This window comes from Microvirga pudoricolor, from assembly GCF_016892705.1.
Taxonomy (GTDB): domain Bacteria; phylum Pseudomonadota; class Alphaproteobacteria; order Rhizobiales; family Beijerinckiaceae; genus Microvirga; species Microvirga pudoricolor.
In genome coordinates this window covers 213,448-230,755 of the sequence record NZ_JAFEMB010000005.1, presented here as the reverse complement: position 1 = coordinate 230,755, position 17,308 = coordinate 213,448, and the positions used below count along the sequence as shown (strand labels likewise).

The window sequence follows — 17,308 nt, the reverse complement described above, 5'->3', positions numbered from 1 at the left end:
CCATGACAGAACGGAAATTCGAAGCCCTCAATGTTCCGCCCGATGCCATTGACAAGGGCGGCATCGAGATCCTGCGGGCTTCGGTGGTCGATGGGGCGGTGAGCATCGCGCTGCGCCGCGCCTTCGACGATCCGTTCACCTGGGGCGTGCTCCTCGTGGACCTCGCCCGCCATGCGGCCCGCGTCTATGCCATGGAAACCGGCCTCTCGGAGGAGGACGCCATGGCGGAGATCCGGGCCGGCCTTCAGGCCGAGCTCGACGATCCGACGGATCCCGGCTCCACCCAAGCCCTCAACTAGAACAACGCTCAGGATCAAAACGCCATGCCCATCAATATCCTGATGCCTGCACTGTCTCCCACGATGGAAAAGGGCAACCTTGCCAAGTGGTTGAAGAAGGAAGGCGATACGATCAAGTCCGGCGACGTGCTGGCCGAGATCGAGACCGACAAGGCCACCATGGAGGTGGAAGCCATCGATGAAGGCATCTTGGCCAAGATCGTGGTGCCGGAGGGAACGGCGGATGTACCGGTCAACGATTTGATCGCGGTCATCGCGTCCGAGGGCGAGGATCCCAAAAGCGTGCAGGCCGGTGGCGGTGCTTCGGCTCCCGCGCCGAAAGCCGAGGCCGCGCCGGAGCCGGCCAAGTCCGCCGGGTCTCCCGCAGCCGACAATGTCGCCAAGGCGGAGGATGCTTCGACGCAGAGGTCCTACGCGCGCGTCGATCAGGCGCCGAGCGGTCCGGCAACAGTGGCTTCGGCCGCCAAGCCGAACGGGGCCGGGCAGGGCGCACGCGTGTTCGCCTCGCCGCTCGCCAAGCGCGTCGCCAAGGAGGCCGGCATCGATCTCGGATCGGTCCAGGGCTCCGGCCCCCATGGTCGCGTGGTCGAGAAGGATGTCCGTGCCGCCATGTCCGGCGGCGGCGCCAAGCCTGCGGCGGCCGCCCCTGCGCCCGCCCAATCCGCGGCTCCGGCTCCTGCCGCTGCCCCCAAGGCCCCGGCGGCCGCTCCTGCCCTCGCTCAGAGCGCCTCCGCCGATCAGGTCAAGGCCATGTTCGAGGCCGGGACTTACGAAGAAGTGCCCCTCGACGGGATGCGCAAGACCATCGCCAAGCGGCTCGTCGAGTCGAAGCAGACGGTCCCGCATTTCTACCTGTCCCTCGACTGCGAACTCGACGCCCTCATGGCCCTGCGCGAGCAGATCAACGGCGCGGCCACCAAGGACAAGGATGGGAAGCCGGCCTACAAGCTCTCGGTCAACGACTTCGTCATCAAGGCGCTCGCCATCGCGCTCCAGCGGGTCCCCGCCGCCAATGCGGTCTGGGCCGAGGACCGTATTCTGAAGATGAAGCACTCGGATGTGGGCGTGGCGGTCGCCATCGAGGGCGGCCTGTTCACACCCATCATCCGCAAGGCCGAGCAGAAGACGCTCACGGCCATCTCGGCAGAGATGAAGGACCTGGCGGGCCGGGCCCGCAACCGTCGCCTGAAGCCGGAGGAATATACCGGCGGCTCCACGGCGGTCTCCAATCTGGGCATGTTCGGCATCAAGAACTTCCAGGCCGTCATCAATCCGCCCCAGGGCACGATCCTGGCGGTAGGCGCGGGCGAGAACCGCGTTGTCGTCAAGAACGGCGTGCCCGCGGTCGTCCAGGCCATGACCGTGACGCTGTCCTGCGACCACCGGGTGGTCGACGGGGCGCTCGGCGCGGAACTGCTCGCAGCCTTCAAGGTCCTGATCGAGAGCCCGATGGGGATGCTCGTTTAATACATCGTCATGGCCGGGCTCGACCCGGCCATCCACGTCTTTCTGCGGCCCGGCCCGTCGATGGGTGCCCGGGTCAAGCCCGGGCATGACGGGAGATTTCCATGGCAGACCAATACGACATCATCGTCATAGGCGGCGGACCGGGCGGTTACGTGGCCGCGATCCGGGCCGCGCAACTCGGCTTCAATACCGCCGTCGTGGAGCGCGAACACCTGGGCGGCATCTGCCTCAACTGGGGCTGCATTCCCACCAAGGCCCTGCTGCGCTCGGCGGAAATTTACCACTACATGCAGCATGCGGGCGAGTATGGTCTCTCGGCCGAGAAGGTCGGCTTCGACCCGGCGGCCGTGGTGAAGCGCTCCCGGAACGTGTCGGGCCGCCTCAACGGCGGCGTCGGCATGCTGCTGAAGAAGAACAAGGTCGACGTGATCTGGGGCGAGGCCACCATTCCCAAGGTGGGCGAGGTCGTCGTCTCGGCCATGAAGAAGTCTGCCGTGCAGCCGCAGAACCCGATCCCCAAGGGCGTCCTGGGCGAAGGCACTTACCAGGCCAAAAACATCATCGTGGCGACCGGCGCGCGGCCCCGCGCGCTTCCGGGCATCGAGCCGGACGGCAAGCTGATCTGGACCTATTTCGAGGCCATGAACCCGCCCGCCATGCCCAAATCCCTGCTCGTCATGGGCTCGGGCGCCATCGGCATCGAGTTCGCCTCCTTCTACCGCACCATGGGCGCTGAGGTAACGGTGGTCGAGGTGCTGCCGCAGATCCTGCCCGTCGAGGATGCGGAGATCGCGGCCCATGCCCGCAAGCGCTTCGAGAAGCAGGGCATCAAGATCCTCACCGGCGCGAAGGTCACCAAGGTCGAGAAGGGTGCGGATTCCATCACCGCCACCATCGACGACGGCAAGGGCACGCAGACCATCACGGCGGAACGGCTGATCTCGGCGGTGGGCGTGGTCGGCAACGTGGAGAATCTCGGACTTGAGAAGCTCGGCGTGAAGATGGACCGGGGCACGGTGGTCACGGACGGGCTCGGCCGCACCAACGTGCCGGGCATCTGGGCCATCGGCGACGTGGCCGGCCCTCCGATGCTGGCTCACAAGGCCGAGCATGAGGGCGTGATCTGCGTGGAGACCATCAAGGGTCTACACGCCCATGCCATGGACAAGGGCAAGATCCCGGGCTGCACCTATTGCAACCCGCAGGTCGCTTCCGTGGGACTCACCGAGGCGAAGGCCAAGGAGCAGGGCTTCGACGTGAAGATCGGCCGCTTCCCCTTCGTGGGCAACGGAAAAGCCATCGCGCTGGGCGAGCCGGAAGGCCTCGTGAAGACGATCTTCGACAAGAAGACCGGTCAGTTGCTGGGCGCCCATATGGTCGGGGCCGAGGTCACGGAGCTGATCCAAGGCTTCGTGATCGCCATGAACCTCGAGACCACCGAGGAAGAGCTGATCCACGCGGTCTTCCCGCACCCGACCCTATCGGAAACCATGCACGAGAGCGTGCTCGACGCCTACGACCGCGTCATCCACATGTGAGCGGTGTCTTGCCCCCTGCGGCAAGGCATCACGCAGTGACGGAAAGGGTGGGGCGCCTGGGTGAGCGCTCCCTTCGCTACCCCCTCGGTTGAGCCGGGGACCCGCGTCTCCGTGAGACCTCGTGCGACGTGGCGGTGGGTGGCCGGATCGAGCCAGGAGATGACGGTAACAGCGCCTATGGCGTGACGGCTATAGGATCGGTCCGGCTTCCCCGTCCAGCTCCGGTCGTTGCCCTGCTCGACTCTTCCCGCAAGGCCTGAGCGCAGGAGAGCGCCGAACCGCCCTATGCTTGCGGTCGGTCATTCGGCTGCGGCAGCGTCTTCGCGGTCAACTTCGGCAATTCCTTCGTCATCCAGGCCACCATCTCGTCATGGCTGCGCAAATGAGCCGGCATCGGGATGAAGGAGCCCTGGGATTCGTGGATGGCCGCCTGGTCCCTCGGACCCATGATCGGATCGTCGACGAACGGAATAACAGGCCGTGCATGGGAGTCGCCGAACCAGAGCAGCAGGATCAGAAGCATTCCGACGGAGCCGGCCAGGATGGCAACCAGGGCAAGGGCGAGATCGGTGACCAAGGGGCTTCTCCTGCGGCAGAAGCGGTTTGGTGAATATAGCATGCCGGCCGCCGGTTCCGAGGGCTATTTGAACGAAAGTCTGGCGCGCCGGAGGCGCTGGCCGGTCAGCGTGCGGCTCGGGCTTCGTCCAGGAGCCAGTTCCGGAAAGCCGAGATAGCAGGCCGCTCGGCCGAGGCTTCGGGGCAGACCACGTGATACTGATTCACGCCACTGACCTCCTGAGGGAAGGGCCGAGCGAGCCGTCCGGCCTTCAAGTAATCGCCGATGAGCACATTGGTGGCGAGCGCCACACCTTGGCCCGACGCCGCCGCCTGGAGCACCATGAACGTATGGGAGAAGTGTGGCCCGCGCGAGGTGTCGATTCCGGTCGCGCCGATCTCGGCGAGCCAGCGGGCCCAGGTGGTGTAATTGGGGATGCCCTCGGCGATCTCGTGCAGAAGGGTATGATGGCGCAGGTCCGCCGGCTCCCGAAGCGGCCGGGCAGGGTCGGTCAGAAGGGCGTCGCTGCACACGGCGAAGAAAGTCTCGTCCATGAGCCAGTCCGTTCGCAGCCCAGGATAGTGGCCGCGTCCCAAGCGGATCGCGGCGTCCACGTCCTCACGGGCGAAGTCGACCGGGAGGGGCGAAACCGAGACCCGAATTTCCATCTCCGGATATTGCTGCCGCAAGGAGCCGAGACGGGGGATGAGCCACAGGAGGGCGAAACTCGGGATGGTGCTGACGGTCAGCACCCATTCGTGATCGGCCTTCATGGCGCGGGCCGTCGCCTCGTGGAGCCGGTCGAGAAGGTCGGTGAGGGTGGAGGCGTATCGCTCTCCCGCAGCGGTCAAGACGACGCCGCGGCTCGGAAGCCGCAGGAAGAGGGGCACGCCGAGCCATGCCTCGAGGGCTTTGACTTGCTGTCCGACCGCGCTCGCCGTCACGGCGATCTCGTCGCCGGCCTTGTCGAAGCTCGAATGCCGGGCAGCGGCCTCGAAGGCGCGCAGGGATGTGAGCGGAGGGAGGCGGCGGCGGGACATGCTGACCTCAATGGGCTTTGCCCAAGCCAGGCTTGGGCAAAGGGCAAAATCTTCTCGTTTGCCCGCAGCCTAGCCGAGGAGCAGAGTTCACCCAAGAGATTGTTTCAGAGCGGAGGCCGTTATGGCTGTCGGATTTGCATCAGAAAATCTTGGGTTTGAAGCGCTGTCGCGCCGGGCGGGGCGTCAGATCCTGTTCCACTACCTGCTGCGCGTCGAGGCCTGGTTCGACGACCGGGCGGGGACACGGGCCTTGGCCGCCCTGGACGACCGCTCGCTGGCCGATCTTGGTCTCTCGAGGGCGGATGCGGCGCGCACATCGAGGTCGGCGCCTCAGCGGTGATTGACTGTGTGGACTATCGGTCCGGGGATGGGTTGTCAGCCTGGCGTCACGCGATCCAGTAATAGGCCGCGAAGGCCACTAGGCCGGCGGTTACTAGGAAAGCCGGAAACCACGCCGGGAACGGATCTCTGTCGCCATTGAATTCCATCGCTGCCCCCTTGGTGTGGCTGTTGGTCGCCCTTCGCTACGATAGGCCAAAATTCCGAACTTGAAAGGCCCAAAGAGCTGCTCCCGTAAGCCGGATTTGCCGGGGATCCCTTCGACCCGCCGCAGCATGGGCCTTTGGTCCAGGTGCGACTCAGGGAAAAGAGGGCTCCGATGCTAAAGCCCGCAAGCTCTCTCGGGCCATTTTCAGGCTGCGTTCAGAAACTTCTTCGTTAAGTTGTGTTTCGACTGGCGCACCAATCAGCCTTGGCATCGGCGAACTGCTTTGCGCTGCAATATAAACTTCCCCAGACGAACGTCTATACTGCTTTGGATGTGACCAAGCGAGAGTAATACTTTAATCCGCGTGACAACGGCCGCGCTTTGAGGCATAACGTTGTTACTGGGTTGGCGCAGGTCCAACTGGCAGAACTGATCACCCTCGACCGGTTAGGGTCCAAGACCAGGTCTGCGCCAACCCGGGGCAGCTTTCCAAAAATCCATGCTTTCCCAACGCTACGGTCGAGCCGGCCGTCGTATCCCCCGCTCCTGCCTCAGCGCCAGCCGGCGGCCCGCAACGAGGCGGCGGGGTCCTATCGGTCATAGACCAATTGCGAAGGGGCGTCGAAAGGCTTAAGTCACTCCCATGAAGGACTGTGCCTGCGCGGTCCCCAAAGGTAGAGCTTCATGGCCGTCGTCCTCGATCTCCTGAACCGGGACAATCGTCCCCGCCATCCGGAAAAGGCCCACCGGCCGGACCAGCCCGTTCAGCAGCGCAAGCCTGACTGGATTCGCGTGAAGGCGCCCGGCTCCCCCAAATGGGCCGAGACGAACAGGATCGTGCGCGAGAACAAGCTCGTGACGGTCTGCGAGGAGGCGGGCTGCCCCAATATCGGCGAGTGCTGGGAGAAGAAGCACGCCACCTTCATGATCATGGGCGACACGTGCACCCGTGCGTGCGCCTTCTGCAACGTGAAAACCGGCATGCCCCAGGCTCTTGACCGCAGCGAGCCCGAGAGCGTGGCCAAGGCCGTCGAGAAGCTGGGTCTCGAGCACGTGGTCATCACGTCCGTGGACCGGGACGATCTCGCCGACGGAGGAGCGCAGCATTTCGCGGACGTGATCCAGGCGATCCGGGCTCGTTCGCCGAAGACCACGATCGAGATCCTGACGCCGGACTTCCTGCGCAAGCCCGGCGCGCTCGAAATCGTGGTGGCGGCCAAGCCCGATGTGTTCAACCACAATCTCGAGACCGTGCCGTCGAAGTATCTCAAGGTTCGGCCCGGCGCGCGCTACTTCCACTCCATCCGCCTGCTCCAGCAGGTGAAGGAGCTCGATCCCACCATTTTCACGAAGTCCGGCATCATGGTGGGCCTCGGCGAGGAGCGGAACGAGGTTCTCCAGCTCATGGACGACCTGCGCTCGGCGGACGTGGATTTCATGACCATCGGCCAGTACCTCCAGCCGACTCGCAAGCACCACCCCGTCATCCGTTTCGTGGAGCCCACCGAGTTCAAGGCCTATGAAACCACGGCCTATGCCAAGGGGTTCCTCCTGGTGTCCGCAACGCCGCTGACGCGGTCCTCGCACCATGCGGGCGAGGATTTCGCGAAGCTCAGGGCGGCCCGTCTGGTCAAACTCGGCGCATAAGAGCGATTCATGGAGCGTGTCCTCGTCATCGGCTCGCCCGGTGCCGGAAAGAGCACTTTGGCGCGGCGCATCGGTGACGCGCTCGGCCTTCCGGTGACTCATCTCGACAGAGAGTATTGGCGGCCCGGCTGGGTCGAGCCGGCCAAGGCCGCGTGGGCGGAGCGCGTGAATAGGCTGGCCGAGGGCAACGCCTGGGTCATTGAGGGCAACTACACCAGCACACTCCAGATCCGCATCGCCCGCGCCACAACCGTGATCTGGCTCGACATCGCCCGCTGGCGCTGCATGCTGCGCGTCGTCCGGCGGCTCGTCCTGAACTGGGGCCGGGTCCGCCCCGACATGGCCGCTGGGTGTCCTGAACGGTTGAGCCTTGATTTCCTGCGCTTCGTGTGGACCTTCGAGAGCCGCAACCGGTCGCGGACGCAGCGCGTCATGGAGCGGCTGCGTCCCGACCAGCAGGGTATGATCCTGAGAACCCCTCGCGAGGTCGCGGCCTTCGAGGATCGCCTCTTCCAACCGGTGGCTGCCTGATCATGCCGACCTTCCGCACCACCCGCCCGGTCAAGCACTCGGCGCTGCAGATGTTCGAACTCGTGGCCGATGTCGAAAAGTACCCCGAGTTCCTGCCGCTCTGCGAATCGCTGAGGGTCATTCGCCGCTCCCAGAGCGGGGAGGGGGTCGAATCCCTCGTGGCCAACATGAGCATCGGATACAAGGCCATTTCAGAGAGCTTCACCACGCGGGTGAGCCTAGACCGTCCCCGGCTGCGCATCCTTGTCGAATACGTCGACGGCCCCTTCAAATATCTCGAGAACCGCTGGACGTTCCGGGCAACGCCGACCGGCTGCGATGTCGAGTTCTACATCAACTACGAGTTCAAGAGCTTCGCCTTGGGCATGCTCATGGGCGCCATGTTCGACAAGGCGTTCCGAAAGTTCGCGGAGTCTTTCGAGGAGCGGGCCGACGAAATCTATGGCCATCAGCGCAGCGCGCCCATCGGCTAGGGATTGTCCAACGCCTTCGGGAGGTCCGGCACGAGGCCCAACCGGGATGTTCGCTCGATCTTTCGGACGTCCTGGCACGAGAAGGACAGCGGATCCGCTAGGCCACGGCTTCTTCCAGCAGCGCGACGGCTTGCTCGACGGAGTGCTCCCGCACCCGGCCTCGTCCCAGTTCGCCGAAGCGACGCTCGACAGCGACGGTCGGTCGGTCCCTGACGGCCAAGGCGAACCAGACCAGACCCACCGGCTTGGCTTCCGTGCTGCCTCCCGGACCCGCCACGCCGGTGATGGCCACCGCCGCATGGGCGCGGGATCGGGCGAGGGCGCCTTCCGCCATGGCGCGGGCCACCGGCTCGCTCACGGCCCCATGCTCGGCGATCAGCGTTGCGGGCACGCCGACGAGTTCCGATTTGGCCTCGTTGGAATAAGTCACGAAGCCACGCTCCACGACGGCCGAGGATCCCGCGATCTCGGTCAAAAGCCCGGCGACGAGCCCGCCCGTGCAGGATTCCGCCGTGGCGATCATCCATCCCTTGGCCTTGTAGGTGTCGAGCAAGGCTGCGGCTCGCGTGAGGAGGTCCAGGTTCATGCATCGTCCTCCGGCAGGCGGATCGTGGCGGCGGCCTGGGCGGCGATTCCCTCGCGGCGCCCGGTAAAGCCCATCTTCTCAGTGGTCGTGGCCTTCAAGGACACAGCCCCGATACCAATCCCGGAAATATCGGCGATCCGCTGGCGCATGGCCTCCCGATGAGGTCCGAGGCGAGGAGCCTCGCAGAGCAGCGTCACGTCCAAGTGGTCGATTCGCCCGCCTCTGTCCCGGACCAAACCGACAGCGTGCGCCAGGAACCGGTCGGAGGAGGCACCGCGCCATTGCGGGTCGCTTGGCGGGAAGTGAGTCCCGATGTCGCCATCCGCAAGTGTCCCTAGGATAGCGTCCGTCAAGGCGTGGAGGATCACGTCCCCGTCGGAATGGGCGATGACGCCCCTGTCGTGCGGCACGCGAATGCCGCCGAGCCAGACGTGGTCGCCTTCGCCGAAGGCGTGCACGTCGAAACCGGTGCCGAGACGGGTCAGCAGGGCCATCGATCCTCTCAGATGTCGTTCCGCCGCCGCAAAATCGGCCGGATGGGTTAGTTTGATGTTGGTGGCCTCGCCCTCGAAGACGTGAACGGCGATGCCGGCCCACTCCATCAGGGCGCCGTCGTCTGTGAAGCGCTCCTCTCCCGCTGCCTTGGCTTTCCGGTGGGCGTCGAGAAGAGCACGGAAGTCGAATGCCTGTGGTGTCTGGACGGCCCGAAGGGTCGAGCGGTCGGGCGTATCGATGACACGTCCTTCGGGGTCGACGATCTTGATCGTGTCCGTCACGGCGATGCCCGGCACTGCCGCCTCGCGGTCCCGTCCGGCCTCGATCGCCCGGCCAAGGAGGGCCGGGCCCACGAACGGCCGCGCGGCATCGTGGATGAGAACGACGCCGGGTGGGCAGTCCGATAGGGCCTCCAGGCCGAGCCTGACCGAGTCCTGACGCGTCTCGCCGCCCGAAATGGCGGGTCCGAGTTTCGTAGCGTCGGCTGCGCCGGCTCGCAGGGCTGCCGCGTAGTGGCTCTCGTCATCCGGGTGAATGACCACCCGAACGGAGTCGATGCCAGGGTGGTCAAGGAAGGACCCCAGGGTACGAGCCAGCACCGAGCGGCCGTCCAGGTTTCTATATTGCTTCGGGAGCCCGGCTCCCGCACGGGACCCGCGTCCGGCGGCGACGATCAGGGCGGTCAATGTCATGAGAATGCGATCGCGTTGTCGATCCGCTTTCGTAAGCCCGCCTGCGGCGGGACGCAAACGTTCCTTTGCGTCGGCTGCGGCACCGCATCCCCTCGCAGGGGCTTGCGCTCCTGACTGATTTGGCTATTTTGTGTGCACAATGATTTTTGATCAAAAAGTAGGCGAAATAGACTTTCGTATCGGCTCGCTCTCCGTCGATGCGCCATCTGTTCTCGCTCCCCTCTCCGGCGTGACCGACGCGGTCTTCCGGCGGATCGTCCGGCGCCTTGGAGCGGGCTTGGTCGTCTCCGAGATGGTGGCGTCGGACGAACTGGTGAAGGGCTCCGCCGAAGCCTGGCTGAGAGCGGAGGGTTCCGGCATCGAGCCGCACGTGGTGCAACTGGCGGGCTGCGAACCCCATTGGATGGCCGAAGCCGCCAAGGTGGCGGAATCCTCCGGCGCCCGCATCATCGACATCAATATGGGCTGCCCGGCCAAGCGCGTAATCGGCGGCTATGCCGGTTCGGCCCTGATGCGGGACCTGGATCATGCCTCCCGCCTCATCGACGCCACGGTCTCGGCCGTGTGCGTACCGGTTACCGTCAAGATGCGGCTCGGGTGGGACGATGCGACCCTGAACGCGGCCGATCTGGCCCGGCGCGCTGAGAGCCTCGGCGTGCAAGCTGTGACCGTGCACGGACGCACGCGTCAGCAATTCTACAAGGGGTCGGCGAACTGGGCTGCCATTGGGGCCGTATCGGCCTCCGTCGCGATCCCGGTCATCGCCAACGGCGACGTCGCCACCCTTGCGGATGCTCGGCGCTGCCTGACGGAATCCGCCGCAGCCGCCGTGATGATCGGACGCGCTGCCATCGGCCAGCCTTGGCTCGTGGCTCAGGTTGGCGCTGGCCTCCGCGGACGACCCATCCAGACGCCCGAGCCCGAAGAGCGCGCCAGCCTCGCCGTCGAGCATTACGAGGGATTGCTGTCGCTCTACGGGATCGAAACCGGGATTCGCCATGCACGCAAACATTTGGCGGCCTATGCCGAAGTCGCGCTCTCGGACGGATTTGACGTAACGCCGGACATGCGTCGATCCATCGTGACCAGCGAGAATCCGGCCGTAGTGACCGCTCTCCTGCGCGCCCTCTACAAAGATCGGGCGAGGGCGGCCGCCTGATGAACAGCGTCAACGACCTCATCGTCAATGCCCTGCCGCTGCCGGTCCTGACCATCGGCCCCGAAGGGCGGATCGTCCACGCCAACGCGGCTGCGGAAGCGTTTTTCGAGATGAGCCTGCGCATGATGCAGCGCCAACGCCTCCAGGACATCATCCCGTATGGCTCGCCCGTCATCGCGCTTGTGGACGATGTGCGCCACAGGGGCTCCAGCGTGAGCGAGCACCGGGTCGACATCAGCACCCCGCGAATTGGCGCCGAGCGGGTGGTCGACGTCTTCGCGACGCCCCTGGGCGACCAGACCGAGGACGTGGTGGTGATGCTGCAGGAGAAGACCATCGCCGAGAAGATGGACCGTCAGCTGACCCACCGGGGTGCTGCCCGGTCGATCACGGCGCTGGGCGCCATGCTGGCGCACGAGATCAAGAACCCTCTCTCGGGGATCCGTGGGGCGGCCCAGCTCCTGGAGCAATCCGCCGAGGAGGACGATCGGCTTCTGACGCGCCTGATCTGCGACGAGACGGACCGGATCGTGAAGCTCGTGGAGCGCATGGAGCTCTTCGGCGAGGAGCGGCCCATCGAGCGCGGTCCCGTGAACATCCACGGCATTCTCGACCACGTGAAGCGTCTCGCGCAATCGGGCTTTGCCCGCCACGTCCGATTCGTCGAGAACTACGACCCCTCGCTCCCGCCCGTCCTGGCCAATCGGGATCAGTTGATCCAGGTCGTCCTGAACCTCATGAAGAACGCCGCCGAGGCCATCGGGCCCGACACGACGGACGGCGAGATCACTCTCGCGACGGCCTTCCGGACCGGCGTTCGCCTGCAGGTGCCGGGAGCCCGCGAGCGGGTGAGCCTGCCCATCGAGGTCAGCATCAGCGACAACGGACCGGGCATCCCGTCCGATCTCGTGGGAGACCTGTTCGACCCGTTCGTGACCACGAAGGCGTCCGGGACCGGGCTCGGCCTCGCGCTTGTGGCCAAGATCGTGGGCGATCATGGCGGGGTCGTCGAGTGCGATCCCGCCCCGCGCCGTACCACCTTTCGCATTCTGCTTCCCATGCACCGCGCCGATGACGGGCGCGGTTCGGACCTTTGAGGACACACCATGCCGAGCGGACATATCCTACTGGCCGATGACGATGCCGCGATCCGGACCGTGCTCAATCAAGCCCTGTCCCGCGCCGGCTACGAGGTGCGATCCACGAGCAACGCCGCCACCCTCTGGCGCTGGGTTGCCCAAGGGGAGGGCGACCTGGTCATTACCGACGTCGTGATGCCGGATGAGAACGCCTTCGACCTGCTGCCGCGGATCAAGAAGGTAAGGCCCGACCTGCCCATCATCGTCATGAGCGCCCAGAACACCTTCATGACGGCCATCAAGGCGTCCGAGCGGGGTGCCTACGAGTACCTGCCCAAGCCCTTCGACCTCAAGGAGCTCGTGGCCGTGGTCGGCCGGGCCATGTCCCGCCCGCGCAGCGTCGCGAGCTCCCACGGCGCCAACGAGAACGAGGACATTCCCCTCGTGGGCCGGTCGCCCGCCATGCAGGAAATCTACCGCTCTCTCGCGCGGCTCATGCCCACCGACCTGACCGTGATGATCACGGGTGAGTCCGGCACCGGCAAGGAGCTCGTGGCCAGGGCCCTGCACGATTACGGCAAGCGCCGCCAGGGCCCCTTCGTGGCCGTCAACATGGCGGCCATCCCGCGCGAACTCATCGAGTCCGAGCTCTTCGGCCACGAAAAGGGAGCCTTTACGGGGGCGACCTCGCGCAACACCGGCCGGTTCGAGCAGGCTGAGGGCGGAACCCTCTTCCTCGACGAGATCGGCGACATGCCCATGGAGGCGCAGACCCGGCTCCTGCGGGTCCTCCAGCAGGGGGAGTACACCACGGTCGGCGGCCGGGTGCCCATCAAGACGAACGTCCGCATCGTGGCAGCCACGAACAAGGACCTGCGGATCTTGATCCAGCAGGGCCTGTTCAGAGAGGACCTGTTCTTCCGCCTCAACGTCGTGCCCCTTCGGCTGCCGCCCCTCAGGGAGCGGATCGAGGACATCCCGGACTTGGCGCGCCACTTCTTCACCCTCGTCGAAAAGGAGGGGCTGTCGCGCAAGCAGCTCGACGTGGAGGCCATGGACCGGCTCAAACGCTACCGCTGGCCGGGCAATGTGCGCGAGCTGGAGAACCTCGTCCGCCGCCTCGCAGCCTTGTATCCGCAGGACACCATCACCGGAGCGATCATCGACTCCGAACTCGATGCGCGGTCGGCGCCCTTGCCGCAGACCCCGAACAAGCCGTCCCAGAAGGCCGAATCGGAGGACCTGTCGGACGCCGTGGAACGCCACCTGTCGGACTACTTCTCCAATTTCAAGGACACCCTGCCGCCGCCCGGCCTCTATCACCGCATCCTGCGAGAGGTCGAAGGTCCCCTCATCGGCGCGGCCCTCGCGGCGACGCGCGGAAACCAGATTCGCGCGGCGGAACTGCTAGGGGTCAATCGCAACACCCTCCGCAAGAAAGTGAGGGACCTCGAGCTGCAGGTGATCAAGTCCGGCAGGTAATCTGCTGTGGAGACCGTGACTGTAATAATTTGACCACAGTGTTGTGTTGGTGCATCACCAAGAGCGGCGCATGGAATGCGTCCGGTGAGGCGGGGCACCTTTTTTGAGCGCACAGAACGCACATTCACATCGCCAGGCTGGGGAGCCCCATCGGGGGGTGTCGTGGTTCGGCACCATCGGCGTCATGGCGGCCCTAGCGTCGGCCCTGACGACCTTCCTGGTGCTGGCGGGGCTGACGCCGATCCTGCCGACCCACGAGGTCGTCATCGGGGTCTTCATCTTCAACGGGGTGCTGATCCTCTTCCTGCTTGCCATCGTGGCCTGGCAAACCAAGCGTCTCGTGCGCGAGAGGCGTGCCGGAGCGGCGGCGGCCGGGCTGCATGTGAGGATCGTGGGTCTCTTCAGCCTCGTGGCGGTGCTGCCGACGATTCTCGTGGCCGGAGTGGCCACCGTCACGCTCGAGCGCGGCCTCGACCCCTGGTTTCAGGGCTCCATCAAGGAGCTGATGAACAACACCGTGGCTATCGCGCAAGCCTATCGCGAGACCCAGTGCAGAACCCTGGCCCGCGAGACGCAGCTCATGGCGGCGGACCTCAACCGCGCGAAGGTGCTCTTCGATGCGGACCGGAAGGTCTTCCACGATTTCATGAATTCCCGCGCGGTGTTCCTGGGCTTCCCGGTGGCGATGCTGCTGGAGCCGAACGGGACGACCGTCGACAAGGTCGAGCCCCGGCCGATTCTGAACCTGCAGCTCCCGACGGCGGCGGATTTGGACGACACCAGCGAGACGGAGGCCCTGTGCCTGTTCTCAGGCCAGGGCAACGTCTTCCGTTCGATGCTGAAGCTTCCCGCCCATGGAGGGCGCATCCTGTACGTGGCCCGCGAGGTCGATCCGCGTGCCATCGAGTTCCCACCGGTCGCGGAGGCTGGCGTCGCCTACTACGAAGGCCTGGAGCAGAAGAAGGTCGGCACGCAGATCGCGTTTGCGTCCATGTTTACCCTCATCGCGCTGATCGTCCTGCTGTCGGCCATCTGGTTCGGCCTGAACTTCGCGAACCGGCTCGTGGCGCCTATCCGCCGCCTGATCCACGCCACCGATCAGGTGGCGACGGGCAACTTTTACGTTCAGGTGCCCGTGCGCCGGGGCGAGGGGGATCTGGCCCATCTGGGAGAGACCTTCAACAAGATGACATCGGAGCTTCGCCAGCAGCATGATGGACTCACGGCCGCCAGCGAATTGATGGACCGGCGCCGCCGCTTCACGGAGGCCGTGCTGGCCGGCGTCTCGGCAGGCGTCATCGGCATCGATGCCGGGGGCGTGATCACGATCGTCAACCCGTCCGCCGAGGCTCTCCTGGGAACGCCCGGCAACCAGATCCTGGGACGTCCCATCGCTCGGATCCTGCCCGAGGTGTCCGATCTCGTCGAGGAGATGAAGCACTCGCGCCAGCGCCTGATGCAAAAGCAGATTCTCATCACCCGCAACGGTAAGGAGCGCACCATCAACGTGCGCGTCACGGGCGAGCAGCCTCGCAGCGAGGAGCGGGAACTCGTCGTCACCCTCGACGACATCACCGATCTCGTGACGGCGCAACGCACCTCGGCCTGGGCGGACGTGGCCCGCCGCATCGCGCATGAGATCAAGAATCCGCTGACCCCGATCCAGCTGTCCGCCGAGCGCATCCGCCGGAAATACGGAAAGGTGATCACCACCGACAAGGAGGTGTTCGAGCAGTGCACCGATACCATCGTTCGCCAGGTGGACGACATCAAGCGCATGGTCGACGAGTTCTCGTCCTTCGCTCGCATGCCCAAGCCCACGATCGGGCAGGAGGACCTGATCGAAACGCTTCGACAGGTCGTCTTCATGATGAAGATCGGCCACCCAGACATCCAGTTCACGGACCGCCTGCCCGAGCAGCCGGTGGTGGTGCCCATCGATCGCAGGCTCCTGTCCCAGGCGGTCACGAACATCGTGAAGAACGCCACGGAAGCGATCGCGGCGGTTCCCGAGGACGAGCGAGGGCAGGGCCGGATTTCCGTAATCCTCGACGACGCCCATCCCGACTGTCTGGTCATGGAAGTGATCGATAACGGGAAAGGCTTTCCCGTCGAGGGGCGCCAGCGGCTGCTGGAACCCTACATGACCACGCGCGAGGGCGGCACCGGCCTGGGGCTGCCCATCGTGAGCAAGATCCTGGAAGAGCACGGAGGCGGCATGGAACTGGCCGACAACCCGGAGGGCCGGGGAGGGCGGGTTCGCATGTGGATCCCCAAGGCGCATGCGGCGCCGCAACCCGCGGATCACCCCTCTCGTGCCGAACATCGCAAGGCTAGCTAATGAGCGCTGACATTCTCGTCGTCGACGACGAAACCGACATCCGCGACCTCGTGGCGGGCATCCTGGAAGACGAGGGGCACCGCACCCGCACCGCCGGGTCTTCGGACGAGGCGCTGGCGGCCATCGAGTCCCGCCGCCCTCACCTCGTGTTCCTGGACATCTGGCTCCAGGGCAGCCGTCTCGACGGACTACAGGTGCTGGACCTGGTCAAGGCCCAGCACCCCGACCTGCCCGTGGTGATGATTTCGGGTCACGGCAACATCGAGACGGCCGTATCGGCCATCAAGGCGGGCGCCTACGACTTCATCGAGAAGCCCTTCAAAGCCGACCGGCTGGTTCTGGTGGCCGACCGGGCGCTCGAAGCCTCCCGCCTCAAGCGCGAGGTGCGCGATCTCCGGTCGCGCTCCATGCAGGCGACACGGATCGCCGGCAGGTCGATCGCGATCAACCAGCTCCGACAAGCCGTCGAGCGCGCCGCTCCCACGAACGCCCGCATCATGGTCACCGGGGCTCCCGGCTCCGGCAAGGAGCTGACCGCGCGCACCATCCATGCCCTGTCCAGCCGGTCGAGCGGCCCCTTCGTGGTGCTCGGGGCGGCCACCATCACGCCGGACAACATGGAGGCGGAGCTGTTCGGGATCGAAGGGGGCGAGGAGAGGGGCCGCCGGATCGGCGCCCTGGAGGAGGCCCATGGCGGCACCCTCTACATTGACGAGATCGCCGATATGCCTCGGGAGACGCAGAACCGCATCCTGCGCGTTCTCGTGGACCAGAACTTTCAGCGCATCGGCGGCACGACACGGGTCCATGTGGACGTACGCATCATTTCATCGTCAAGCCGCGATCTGGCAGCCGAAATCGGGGCTGGGCGGTTCCGCGAGGATCTGTTTCATCGCCTCGGCGTCGTGCCCATTCGCGTGCCGTCCCTGGCGGAGCGCCGGGAAGACGTGCCGGAGCTGATCGAGTTTTTCATGGACCAGATCTCGTCGGCCACGGGCCTGCCGCGCCGGTCTATCGCGGAGGACGCCATGGCGGTGCTCCAGTCTCACGACTGGCCCGGCAATGTCCGTCAGCTCCGCAACAACGTGGAGCGGCTGATGATTCTCACCTCCGGCGACCCGGATGCCGAGGTCACGGCGGACATGCTGCCCTCGGAGATCGGCACCCTGGTGCCTTCGACGCCAGGCGGTTCGGGCGGCGAGAAACTCATGAGCCTGCCCCTTCGCGAGGCCCGGGAGATCTTCGAGCGGGAGTATTTGCTCGCGCAGATCGCCCGATTCAGCGGAAATATCTCGCGAACATCCGAATTCATTGGGATGGAGCGCTCGGCCTTGCACCGCAAGCTGAAATCCCTGGGGATCGGAGGCTAGGGGCGATCCACGGAAAATAGGCACAATGTTGGCAGGGGGCACTTGCGCAACGGCGAGGTTCGCCCT

General features: G+C 65.5%; 16 protein-coding genes. 12 read left to right on the top strand and 4 right to left on the bottom strand.

The window, feature by feature from the left end:
• The first annotated feature begins 2 nt into the window (after positions 1 to 2).
• The 3 genes from ILT42_RS17150 to lpdA all read left to right on the top strand — a co-directional run bounded on the left by ILT42_RS17150 (position 3) and on the right by lpdA (position 3,304).
• Positions 3 to 299, top strand: coding sequence for a DUF5076 domain-containing protein (locus ILT42_RS17150; protein WP_204216922.1), 297 nt, complete (start codon positions 3 to 5; stop codon positions 297 to 299).
• Between the two features lie 24 nt (positions 300 to 323).
• Positions 324 to 1,766 (top strand): pyruvate dehydrogenase complex dihydrolipoamide acetyltransferase, encoded by a 1,443-nt coding sequence (locus ILT42_RS17145; RefSeq protein WP_204216921.1) that lies wholly within the window; start codon positions 324 to 326, stop codon positions 1,764 to 1,766.
• Between the two features lie 101 nt (positions 1,767 to 1,867).
• A complete protein-coding gene (gene lpdA / locus ILT42_RS17140; protein WP_204216920.1) occupies positions 1,868 to 3,304 on the top strand; it encodes a dihydrolipoyl dehydrogenase in 1,437 nt (478 codons plus the stop codon).
• Positions 3,305 to 3,587: 283 nt separating this feature from the next.
• On the opposite strand, the gene ILT42_RS17135 is transcribed toward lpdA, so the two are convergent.
• Positions 3,588 to 3,881: a hypothetical protein gene (locus ILT42_RS17135; RefSeq protein WP_204216919.1), complete on the bottom strand. Its 294-nt coding sequence runs from the start codon at positions 3,879 to 3,881 to the stop codon at positions 3,588 to 3,590.
• Positions 3,882 to 3,985: 104 nt separating this feature from the next.
• Positions 3,986 to 4,900 (bottom strand): transcriptional regulator GcvA, encoded by a 915-nt coding sequence (gcvA, locus tag ILT42_RS17130; protein WP_204216918.1) that lies wholly within the window; start codon positions 4,898 to 4,900, stop codon positions 3,986 to 3,988.
• Positions 4,901 to 5,021: 121 nt separating this feature from the next.
• Between gcvA and ILT42_RS17125 the strand changes: the two genes are divergently transcribed.
• The 4 genes from ILT42_RS17125 to ILT42_RS17110 all read left to right on the top strand — a co-directional run bounded on the left by ILT42_RS17125 (position 5,022) and on the right by ILT42_RS17110 (position 8,038).
• Positions 5,022 to 5,240, top strand: a complete 219-nt coding sequence (locus tag ILT42_RS17125) for a DUF1127 domain-containing protein (protein ID WP_204216917.1) — start codon at positions 5,022 to 5,024, stop codon at positions 5,238 to 5,240.
• Positions 5,241 to 6,071: 831 nt separating this feature from the next.
• Positions 6,072 to 7,034 carry a lipoyl synthase gene (lipA, locus tag ILT42_RS17120; RefSeq protein ID WP_204216916.1) on the top strand — a complete coding sequence of 321 codons (963 nt, stop codon included), beginning with the start codon at positions 6,072 to 6,074 and terminating at the stop codon, positions 7,032 to 7,034.
• 9 nt (positions 7,035 to 7,043) lie between these two features.
• The gene (locus ILT42_RS17115) at positions 7,044 to 7,565 is read left to right on the top strand and encodes a P-loop NTPase family protein (RefSeq protein WP_204216915.1); all 522 of its coding nucleotides are present in this window, start codon (positions 7,044 to 7,046) and stop codon (positions 7,563 to 7,565) included.
• Between the two features lie 2 nt (positions 7,566 to 7,567).
• The gene (locus ILT42_RS17110) at positions 7,568 to 8,038 is read left to right on the top strand and encodes a type II toxin-antitoxin system RatA family toxin (RefSeq protein ID WP_204216914.1); all 471 of its coding nucleotides are present in this window, start codon (positions 7,568 to 7,570) and stop codon (positions 8,036 to 8,038) included.
• Positions 8,039 to 8,135: 97 nt separating this feature from the next.
• Here the strand turns inward: ILT42_RS17110 and ILT42_RS17105 are convergent, their stop codons facing one another.
• Positions 8,136 to 8,624, bottom strand: a complete 489-nt coding sequence (locus ILT42_RS17105) for a CinA family protein (RefSeq protein ID WP_204216913.1) — start codon at positions 8,622 to 8,624, stop codon at positions 8,136 to 8,138.
• The gene (locus tag ILT42_RS17100; protein WP_204216912.1) at positions 8,621 to 9,811 is read right to left on the bottom strand and encodes a bifunctional 2-C-methyl-D-erythritol 4-phosphate cytidylyltransferase/2-C-methyl-D-erythritol 2,4-cyclodiphosphate synthase; all 1,191 of its coding nucleotides are present in this window, start codon (positions 9,809 to 9,811) and stop codon (positions 8,621 to 8,623) included. Before ILT42_RS17100 ends, ILT42_RS17105 begins: the two co-directional genes overlap by 4 nt.
• A gap of 139 nt (positions 9,812 to 9,950) precedes the next feature.
• On the opposite strand from ILT42_RS17100, the gene dusB reads away from it, so the two are divergent.
• The 5 genes from dusB to ntrX all read left to right on the top strand — a co-directional run bounded on the left by dusB (position 9,951) and on the right by ntrX (position 17,242).
• Positions 9,951 to 10,970 carry a tRNA dihydrouridine synthase DusB gene (dusB, locus tag ILT42_RS17095; RefSeq protein WP_204216911.1) on the top strand — a complete coding sequence of 340 codons (1,020 nt, stop codon included), beginning with the start codon at positions 9,951 to 9,953 and terminating at the stop codon, positions 10,968 to 10,970.
• Entirely contained in the window at positions 10,970 to 12,067 is a 1,098-nt protein-coding gene (locus tag ILT42_RS17090; protein WP_204216910.1) for a two-component system sensor histidine kinase NtrB, read from the top strand. Before dusB ends, ILT42_RS17090 begins: the two co-directional genes overlap by 1 nt.
• Before the next feature lie 9 nt (positions 12,068 to 12,076).
• Positions 12,077 to 13,531, top strand: a complete 1,455-nt coding sequence (ntrC, locus tag ILT42_RS17085; protein ID WP_204216909.1) for a nitrogen regulation protein NR(I) — start codon at positions 12,077 to 12,079, stop codon at positions 13,529 to 13,531.
• 157 nt (positions 13,532 to 13,688) lie between these two features.
• Positions 13,689 to 15,872, top strand: a complete 2,184-nt coding sequence (locus ILT42_RS17080) for a sensor histidine kinase NtrY-like (RefSeq protein WP_204216908.1) — start codon at positions 13,689 to 13,691, stop codon at positions 15,870 to 15,872.
• The gene (gene ntrX / locus ILT42_RS17075) at positions 15,872 to 17,242 is read left to right on the top strand and encodes a nitrogen assimilation response regulator NtrX (RefSeq protein WP_204216907.1); all 1,371 of its coding nucleotides are present in this window, start codon (positions 15,872 to 15,874) and stop codon (positions 17,240 to 17,242) included. Before ILT42_RS17080 ends, ntrX begins: the two co-directional genes overlap by 1 nt.
• Positions 17,243 to 17,308: the final 66 nt, after the last annotated feature.